This is a genomic window from Pseudomonas sp. BAY1663 (assembly GCF_000582595.1).
GTDB classification, from domain to species: domain Bacteria; phylum Pseudomonadota; class Gammaproteobacteria; order Pseudomonadales; family Pseudomonadaceae; genus Stutzerimonas; species Stutzerimonas stutzeri_AF.
On record NZ_AZSV01000125.1, the window covers coordinates 1 to 8962 of the forward strand.

The window sequence follows — 8962 nt, forward strand, 5'->3', positions numbered from 1 at the left end:
GCTGATCGCGCCGTGGCTGGCGGGCCTGGCGCTCGAGGGCCAGGCCTGGACCAGCGCCAAGGGCGAGGCGCTGACCGTCGCCGCGGTACAGGGCAACGTCGCGCAGAGCATCAAGTGGGACCCGAAGAAGCTGGAGATGCAGCTGCTGCTCTACCGCGACATGACCTTCCGCAGCCGCCCGGCGGACCTGATCGTCTGGCCGGAGACCGCGGTGCCGATCCTCAAGGAACATGCCGAAGGCTACCTGTCGATGATGGCCGGCTTCGCCGAGCAGCGCGACGCGGCGCTGATCACCGGCGTGCCGGTGCGCCAGCCGAACGCCTACGGCGAGCCGCGTTACTACAACGGCCTGACCACCACCGGCGTCGGCGCGGGCACCTACCTCAAGCAGAAGCTGGTGCCGTTCGGCGAATACGTGCCGCTGCAGGATCTGCTGCGCGGGCTGATCGCCTTCTTCGACCTGCCGATGTCGGACTTCGCCCGCGGCGAACCGGGGCAGCCGCTGCTGCAGGCCAAGGGCCTGCAGGTCGCGCCCTACATCTGCTACGAAGTGGTCTATCCGGAATTCGCCGCCGGCCTCGCGGCGCAGAGCGACCTGCTGCTGACGGTGAGCAACGACGCCTGGTTCGGCCGCTCCATCGGCCCGCTGCAACACCTGCAGATGGCGCAGATGCGCGCCCTGGAAGCCGGCCGCTGGATGATTCGCGCCACCAATAACGGCATCACCGTGCTGATCGATCCTTACGGACGCATCACCGAGCAGATCCCGCAGTTCGAGCAGGCCGTGCTCTATGGCGAAGTCACGCCGATGCAGGGCCTGACGCCCTACCTGCGCTGGCGCTCGTGGCCGCTGATCGCGGTCTGCGTCCTGCTGCTGGGCTGGGCGCTGGCCAGACGCAAGGCGTAGGTTGGGTTGAGCTGCGAAGCAGCGAAGCCCAACATTGCAGGGCCGAGCCCGCTAGAACGCGCCCACGACGCAACGACTCCGCCGCCTGCGGCCTCGTCCGTTGGGCTTCGCGGAGCTCAACCCAACCTACGCGCACCCAGCTCCCTCACTCGCCCCCTGCGCCGTAAACGAGCGGGTATACCAGCATCCCGACGGCCTCGTTGAGCAGCATGCCGTTCTGCCAGAAGGCCTTGGCCTCCGGCAGCCAGCCGCCCAGCGGGCGCGCGTTGTGTGCGCCCATGAAGCCCATCGGCGCAGCGATCACCTGGAGGCCGTTCTGCTCGAAGCACCAGCGCGAACGCGGCATGTGCGCCGCCGACGTCACCAGCACCACCGTCTCGACGCCAGCGGCACGCAGCATTTCGGCACTGAGCACGGCATTCTCCCAGGTGGTGCGGCTACGCTCCTCGAGCCAACGGGTCGGCACGCCGAAATCCCGCTGCAACACGTCGGCGCCGAGCGCCGCCTCGCTCGGCGGCTGGCCATAGTGCAGGCCGCCGCTGGTGAGAATCGGCAGGCCGGAGGCCTTCGCCAGGCGCGCGGCATAGCGCAGGCGCTCGAGGGCGACATAGCTCGGCTGGTCGCCGCCCCAGGCCGGATCGGCCTGTTCCCGCCCGGCCCCCAGCACCACGATGGCGCCGGCCTGCCCGCGCAGGTCCGGCCATTGCGCCGTGCTCAACGCCGGCTCGCGTTCGATCGCCCGCGCCGCCCATTCCACCACCACCGGCAGGCTCATCAACCACAGCCCGCCGAAGCCCGTGACGAAACACAGCGCCGCCAGCCGCGGCGCACGCCGGCGCAGCCACCAGCCCAGCAGCAACAGCAACAGCAGGCCGCCAGGCGGCAGCAGCAGTTGCTTGAAGAAATAACGAATCGGCATCCCGCCTCCCCCGGTCAATGCCGCCACTCTACCTGTCGCAGCGGCATTTGTCGGGGGCGGCCCCCGTTGCCGTCTCGTTCACGGCTTGCGACGATACGGCAACGGCCCTCCTAGTGATGCGGATAGGTATGCAGGCGCTGTCGGGCACGCAACAACTGCGAGCCGCAGGCCGGACACATGGCCGGTCCCGCACCCTCGGGCCAGGGCACTTCGGTGTTGCACAGGGCGCAGCTGAGCGCCTGCTTCAAGGCCAGTGGCGCATGCTTGCGGCCATTGTGACGCTGACGGCTGGTGCCACGCACGCCAGGACGCAGCGCCTGACGCGACAGGTGCGCCTGCTCCTCGGCGGCGGCATGCCAGCCGGACAGCCACTGGGAATCGCGTTGCAGATAGGCACGGATCAGCTCGAACTCCGCCGGGGTCAACCCACGCACCTCCAGCTCGCCGGACACGCCTGGACCACCACCGGCATCACGTTCCGCCTCCTGCAGCGCCAGGCTCAATCGCTGCAGTACCCGCGCGTAGAGATTGTTTTCCTCCGCTTGGGACTCTCTTTCCATCAAACTCACCTCGTATTCATCCCACCCCCTGAATCAAGCGTAGCTCAGCCTGACCGCCCCAAACCCGGCGCGACGGACGGAGCCCCGGCGCAGCGGCAAATCGGGTTTCCCTAGGCCGCGGAGGGTCATGTATGCTACGGCGCTTCCATGCCCTCCGTTTGCAACCCGCCGGGTCGCGGTTCACGCCAGGTCCACAGGCCGGCCGCCAAACCTGCAAAAGCCGCGTTTGCGGAGAGCCAGCCCCTTTTCAACGCCAGTAGCCATGCACGAACAGTATCAGCCCCGCGAAATCGAAGCCGCCGCGCAATCCCACTGGGATGCGAACAAATCCTTTGAAGTGAGTGAACAGCCCGGCAAGGACACCTTCTATTGCCTGTCGATGTTCCCCTACCCCAGCGGCAAGCTGCACATGGGCCACGTGCGCAACTACACCATCGGCGACGTGATCGCCCGCTACCAGCGCATGCAGGGCAAGAACGTGCTGCAACCGATGGGCTGGGACGCCTTCGGCATGCCGGCCGAGAATGCCGCGATGAAGAACCAGGTGGCGCCGGCCAAGTGGACCTACGAGAACATCGCCTACATGAAGGCCCAGCTGAAAAGCCTGGGCCTGGCCATCGACTGGTCGCGCGAAGTCACCACCTGCAAGCCGGACTACTACCGCTGGGAGCAGTGGCTGTTCACCCGCCTGTTCGAGAAGGGCGTGATCTATCGCAAGAACGGCACGGTGAACTGGGACCCGGTCGACCAGACCGTGCTGGCCAACGAGCAGGTCATCGATGGCCGCGGCTGGCGCTCGGGCGCGCTGATCGAGAAGCGCGAAATCCCGATGTACTATTTCAAGATCACCGCTTACGCCGACGAGCTGCTGGAAAGCCTGGACGAGCTGGACGGCTGGCCCGAGCAGGTCAAGACCATGCAGCGCAACTGGATCGGCAAGTCGCGCGGCATGGAGATCAGCTTCCCCTACGATGTCGCCAGCATCGGCAGCGAAGGCTGATGAAGGTCTTCACCACCCGCCCCGACACCCTGATGGGTGCCACCTACGTGGCGGTGGCCGCCGAACATCCGCTGGCCACCCTGGCGGCGCAGAACAACCCCGAGCTGCAGGCCTTCATCGATGAGTGCAAGCGCGGCGGCGTCGCCGAAGCCGACATCGCCACCCAGGAGAAGAAGGGCCTGGCCACCGCCCTGCGCGTGCAGCATCCGCTGACCGGCGAGCTGCTGCCGGTGTGGGTCGCCAACTACGTGCTGATGAACTACGGTGAAGGCGCGGTCATGGCCGTGCCGGCACACGACGAGCGCGACTTCGAATTCGCCAGCAAGTACGCCCTGCCGATCAAGCCGGTGGTACGCACCCGCTTCGGCGACGAGACGCCCGCCCCCTGGCAGGACGCCTACGGCGAGCACGGCCAGCTGATCAACTCAGGCATCTTCGACGGCCTGGATTTCGAAGGCGCCTTCGACGCCATCGAAGTGGCTTTGCAGAAGAAGGGCCTCGGCCAGGCGCGTACGCAGTTCCGCCTGCGCGACTGGGGCATCAGCCGCCAGCGCTACTGGGGCTGCCCGATCCCGATCATCCATTGCGACAGCTGTGGCGACGTGCCGGTGCCGGAAGACCAGCTGCCGGTGGTGCTGCCCGAAGACGTGGTGCCGGATGGCGCCGGCTCGCCGCTGGCGAAGATGCCCGAATTCTACGAATGCAGCTGCCCGAAATGCGGCGTCCCGGCCAAGCGCGAAACCGACACCATGGACACCTTCGTCGAGTCGTCCTGGTACTTCGCCCGCTACGCCAGCCCCAACTACGAGGGCGGCATGGTCGACCCGCAGGCGGCCAACCACTGGCTGCCGGTGGACCAGTACATCGGCGGCATCGAGCATGCCATCCTGCACCTGCTCTACGCGCGCTTCTTCCACAAGCTGATGCGCGACGAAGGCCTGGTCAGCTCCAACGAGCCGTTCAAGAACCTGCTGACCCAGGGCATGGTGGTCGCCGAGACCTACTACCGCACCCTGGAAAACGGCGGCAAGGACTGGTTCAACCCGGCCGACGTCGAAGTCGAGCGTGACGCCAAGGCCAAGGTCATCGGCGCCAAGCTGAAGAGCGACGGCCTGCCGGTGGAAATCGGCGGCACCGAGAAGATGTCCAAGTCGAAGAACAACGGCGTCGACCCGCAGGACATGATCGACCAGTACGGCGCCGACACCTGCCGTCTGTTCATGATGTTCGCCTCGCCGCCCGACATGAGCTGCGAATGGTCGGATGCCGGCGTCGAAGGCGCCAACCGCTTCCTGCGCCGCGTCTGGCGTCTGGCCCACGCCCACGTCGGCGCCGGGCTGCCGGGCGCGCTCGATGTGGCCGCGCTGAACGACGAACAGAAGGGCGTGCGCCGCGCGATTCATCTGGCGATCAAGCAGGCCAGCACCGATGTCGGCCAGCACCACAAGTTCAACACCGCCATCGCCCAGGTCATGACGCTGATGAACGTGCTGGAGAAGGCGCCGACCGCCGGCGAACAGGACCGTGCCCTGCTGCAGGAAGGCCTGGAAACCGTCGCCCTGCTGCTGGCGCCGATCACCCCGCACATCTGCCACGAACTCTGGCAGCAGCTGGGCAAGAGTGGCGCGATCATCGACGCGCCGTGGCCCAAGGTCGACGAAGCCGCCCTGGTGCAGGACAGCCTGACCCTGGTGGTGCAGGTCAACGGCAAGCTGCGCGGCCAGATCGAGGTGCCGGCCGGCGCCAGCCGCGAAGAAGTCGAGACCACCGCGCGCGGCAACGAGAACGTGCTGCGCTTCACCGAAGGCCTGGCGATCCGCAAGGTCATCGTGGTGCCGGGCAAACTGGTCAATATCGTCGCAAACTGATCCGGCCCCGGCGCCTCGCGCCGGGCCTGCAAGGGGATAACAAGATGATCAAACGGAATCTGGTGGTACTGGGCCTGAGCCTGCTGCTGAGTGCCTGCGGCTTCCAGCTGCGCGGTACCGGCGACGTGGAGTTCGGCCTCAAGGAAATCGACCTGCAGGCGCGCAACAGCTACGGCGAGACGGTGCAGCAACTCGAGGCGCTGCTCGAAAGCAACGACGTGCGCGTCCATCCCGGTGCCAAGTACAGCCTCAACCTCGCCAACGAGCAGACCCGCCAGCGCACCGCCAGCTACACCAGCTCGGCACGCAGCGCCGAGTACGAGCTGACCAGCGTGCTCGACTACGAATTCCGCGGCCCGCAGAACCTGCTGCTGCTCGAAGACAGCGTCGAGGTGCAGAAGGTCTACGTGCACGACAGCAACAACCTGATCGGCTCGTCCCAGGAAGGCGACCAGCTGCGCCAGGAAATGCGCCGCGAAATCCTCCAGCAGCTGGTCATGCGCATCCAGCGCATCACCCCGGCGCAACTCGACCGCCTGCAGCAGGAAGCCGAGACCCGGGCCCGCGCCGAAGCCGAGGCACTGGATGCCGCACGCCGCGCCCAGGAGGCGCAGCCGCAACAATCCCCCGTCCAGCTGCCCATTCAGTGATGCGCACGGGGCCGCCGGCCCCCGTCACTCCCCATGAAGCTGTCTCCCGCCCAACTCGGCAAGCACCTGCAAGGCACCCTGGCACCGGTCTATGTGGTGTGCGGCGACGAGCACCTGCTCTGCCAGGAAGCCTGCGACGCCATTCGCAGTGCGACTCGCGCGCAGGGCTTCAGCGAGCGCCAGGTGTTCAACGTGGAAAGCGGCTTCGACTGGAACCAGCTGATCGAGGCCGGCGCCAGCCTTTCGCTGTTCGCCGAGAGGCGCCTGCTCGAATTGCGCATTCCCAACGGCAAGCCCGGCGACAAGGGCGCCGCGGCGCTGCTGGAATACCTGGCCCGCCCCGCGGAAGACACCGTGTTGCTGATCAGCCTGCCCAAGCTCGACGGCAGCACGCAGAAGAGCAAGTGGGCCAAGGCGCTGATCGACGGCAAGGACGTGCAGTTCCTGCAGGTCTGGCCGGTGGACGCCGCACAGCTGCCGCAATGGATTCGCCAACGCCTGGCCCAGGCCGGGCTGTCCGCCGACCAGGAAGCGGTCGAACTGATCGCCGCCCGGGTCGAAGGCAACCTGCTGGCGGCCGCCCAGGAAATCGAGAAGCTCAAGCTGCTCGCCGAAGGCGCCCAGGTCAGTGCCGATACCGTGCAGGCCGCGGTGGCCGACAGCGCCCGCTACGACGTCTTCGGCCTGATCGACGCCGCCCTGCACGGCCAGGCGGCGCACGCGCTGCACATGCTCGAAGGCCTGCGTGGCGAGGGCGTCGAGGCGCCGGTGATTCTCTGGGCGCTGGCCCGCGAGCTGCGCCTGCTGGCCAACATCGCCCAGCAATACAACCAGGGCATTCCGCTCGAACGGGCCTTCAGCCAGGCCCGCCCGCCGGTCTGGGACAAGCGCCGCCCCCTGCTCTCCAAGGCCCTGCCACGCCACAGCGCCGCACGCTGGAGCCAGCTGCTGATGGATGCGCAGCGCGTCGATGCACAGATCAAGGGGCAGGCCGAGGGCGATCCGTGGATCGGCCTGGCCAATATCTGCCTGCAACTGAGCGGACGGCGGGTCGGAATCTAGCAGCGGGGCTCGGCGGTGTGTACGGACCGCTTTTGTGGGAGACCCGCCCTCGGGGCGATCGCAGGCCGCAGGACTGCCAAGCCCGAAACTTCAAGCCTAAGAGCATCACTCCGAAGATGCCTATTTCACGCTTGCGCCTCTAGATCTGGACATTTTTTGCACAATGCCTATGATGCCCTCGCCCGAATCCGGGCCAGCCAGAGGGCAAGTGCATGAGCAAGAGTCGAAAACGGCCGAACAAGGCCAAGCGCCTGGTGGCGCAACCACTGTTCCGCAGCCGCCAGGAAACGCCGAAGAAAGGCAAAGGCAGCTACCGCCGCGAAGCCTCCCAGTCCACCCACTGGGAGGCTTCGGTCCTTCTGACGGCCTGAAAACCCAAGCCACCGAAAGCGTGATAAGGTCTGCGGCCGATGACGCCTTTCGAGAGTGGTGCATGTATTACACCTTCGTTCCCGTTCTGCTGCTGCGCACCCTGGTCGCCGCCTCGGCGATGAGCCTGGTGGTCGCCTGTGCTGCCGAACCGCTCGCCCGGACCGAGCTGGTCCGCAACGCATCCGCCTCGACCAGCCAACGTAGCGACAGCCCCGTCGTCGACGCCCAAACGGAGTCCACGCAACCCAGCTTCAGCCAGTGGCGCGAACAGTTTCGCGTCGAAGCGCTGGCCGCCGGCATCTCCGCGGAAACCTTCGACCGGGCCTTCGCCGGCGTGCGCCCCGATCCTGCCGTGATCGAGGCGGACCGCAGCCAGCCGGAATTCACCCGGCCGGTCTGGCAGTACCTGGAAGGCGCCATCTCGCCGCAGCGCGTGCGCAGCGGCCAGCGCCTGCTCGACGAACACGCTGCCAGCCTGGACAAGATCGAAGCCCGTTACGCTGTCGACCGCGAAACACTGGTCGCGGTCTGGGGCCTGGAAAGCAGCTTCGGCCAGATCATGGGCGACAAATCGGTGATCCGCTCGCTGGCCACCCTCGCCCACGAGGGCAGGCGCCCCGCCTTCGCCAAGAGCCAGCTGATCGCCGCCCTGGAGATTCTCCAGCACGGCGACATCACCGTGCAGCAGATGCGCGGCTCCTGGGCCGGCGCCATGGGCCAGACCCAGTTCATCCCGACCACCTACAACACCCATGCGGTGGATTTCGACGGCGACGGCCGGCGCGATATCTGGAACAGCTCCGTCGATGCCCTTGCCTCGGCGGCGCATTACCTGCAGGCATCCGGCTGGAAACAGGGCCAGCCCTGGGGGTTCGAGGTGCAACTGCCGACGGGCTTCGACTACGCCCTGGCCGACAACGAGATACGCAAGCCACTGGCCGACTGGCGCCGCCTCGGCCTGCGCGGCCTGCCCAGCGGCCGCGACGAGGCCAGCGCCAGCCTGCTGCTGCCGGCCGGCCATCGCGGCCCGGCGTTCCTCATCCTCGACAATTTCCGCGCCATCCTGCGCTACAACAACTCCTCGGCCTATGCGCTGGCCATCGGCCTGCTATCCGAAAGCTTCCAGGGCAGAGGTCGAGTGGCCGGCAGCTGGCCGCTCGGCGAACAGCCGTTGAGCCGCTCCGAGCGCCTGGAACTGCAGGAGCGCCTGCTGGCCCAGGGCTTCGATGCCGGCACGCCGGACGGCATCATCGGCGCCAATACTCGCCGAGCCATCCGCGGTTTCCAGCAGCGGCTGGGCTGGCCGGCCGACGGGCATCCCACCCAGGAGCTGCTGGGTCAGTTGCGCGCCCAGCCTGATCGGGGGGCGGCAGCTGCCGCTCTTCAAGAGGCCAGGCATTGCGATCTCCCATAAAAAAGGTTCTTCGCATTGCATGGGAACAGGCTGCTTGACGCCGGACTGGCAAGTTTGGGTGTGTTGAATGAAAGTTTTGCTTTCATTGGCGTTTATCGAGCTGCTTGAATGCTTGGTTTCGCCCTGCTGGGCGACTCACTTTTTTCAGTCGCGAAAAAGTAAGCATGGGCCTGTCCCATCGTGACGGCCCCCGGAGCGGCGCCGGAACGA

At 66.9% G+C, this 8962-nt stretch carries 7 protein-coding genes and 1 pseudogene; 6 read left to right on the forward strand and 2 right to left on the reverse strand.

What is annotated here, in order from left to right; all coding sequences use genetic code 11:
• A partial coding sequence (lnt, locus tag BAY1663_RS21145; RefSeq protein WP_037044723.1) for an apolipoprotein N-acyltransferase occupies positions 1–907 on the forward strand: 907 nt, incomplete at its 5' end.
• Positions 908–1052: 145 nt separating this feature from the next.
• Here the strand turns inward: lnt and BAY1663_RS21150 are convergent.
• Both BAY1663_RS21150 and BAY1663_RS21155 read right to left on the reverse strand, forming a co-directional pair.
• Entirely contained in the window at positions 1053–1826 is a 774-nt protein-coding gene (locus BAY1663_RS21150) for a YdcF family protein (RefSeq protein WP_037044725.1), read from the reverse strand.
• A gap of 110 nt (positions 1827–1936) precedes the next feature.
• A complete protein-coding gene (locus BAY1663_RS21155) occupies positions 1937–2386 on the reverse strand; it encodes a hypothetical protein (protein ID WP_051497199.1) in 450 nt (149 codons plus the stop codon).
• A gap of 262 nt (positions 2387–2648) precedes the next feature.
• Here BAY1663_RS21155 and leuS point away from each other — a divergent pair.
• From leuS to BAY1663_RS21180, 5 genes and pseudogenes are all read left to right on the forward strand, one after another.
• A pseudogene (gene leuS, locus BAY1663_RS21160) lies at positions 2649–5254 on the forward strand (leucine--tRNA ligase).
• Positions 5255–5298: 44 nt separating this feature from the next.
• On the forward strand, positions 5299–5904 hold the full coding sequence (gene lptE, locus BAY1663_RS21165) for an LPS assembly lipoprotein LptE (RefSeq protein ID WP_037044728.1): 606 nt from the start codon (positions 5299–5301) through the stop codon (positions 5902–5904).
• Positions 5905–5937: 33 nt separating this feature from the next.
• Positions 5938–6966, forward strand: a complete 1029-nt coding sequence (gene holA, locus BAY1663_RS21170) for a DNA polymerase III subunit delta (protein ID WP_037044730.1) — start codon at positions 5938–5940, stop codon at positions 6964–6966.
• 212 nt (positions 6967–7178) lie between these two features.
• On the forward strand, positions 7179–7337 hold the full coding sequence (gene arfA, locus BAY1663_RS21175) for an alternative ribosome rescue factor ArfA (protein ID WP_037044731.1): 159 nt from the start codon (positions 7179–7181) through the stop codon (positions 7335–7337).
• Between the two features lie 62 nt (positions 7338–7399).
• Positions 7400–8752: a lytic murein transglycosylase gene (locus tag BAY1663_RS21180; RefSeq protein ID WP_051497200.1), complete on the forward strand. Its 1353-nt coding sequence runs from the start codon at positions 7400–7402 to the stop codon at positions 8750–8752.
• Positions 8753–8962: the final 210 nt, after the last annotated feature.

Coding starts and splice junctions, on each gene's coding strand:
- holA (WP_037044730.1), top strand. CDS start 5,938: ATGAAGCTGTCTCCCGCCCAACTCGGCAAGCACCTGCAAGGCACCCTG.
- BAY1663_RS21180 (WP_051497200.1), top strand. CDS start 7,400: ATGTATTACACCTTCGTTCCCGTTCTGCTGCTGCGCACCCTGGTCGCC.
- BAY1663_RS21150 (WP_037044725.1), bottom strand. CDS start 1,826: ATGCCGATTCGTTATTTCTTCAAGCAACTGCTGCTGCCGCCTGGCGGC.
- arfA (WP_037044731.1), top strand. CDS start 7,179: ATGAGCAAGAGTCGAAAACGGCCGAACAAGGCCAAGCGCCTGGTGGCG.
- BAY1663_RS21155 (WP_051497199.1), bottom strand. CDS start 2,386: ATGGAAAGAGAGTCCCAAGCGGAGGAAAACAATCTCTACGCGCGGGTA.
- lptE (WP_037044728.1), top strand. CDS start 5,299: ATGATCAAACGGAATCTGGTGGTACTGGGCCTGAGCCTGCTGCTGAGT.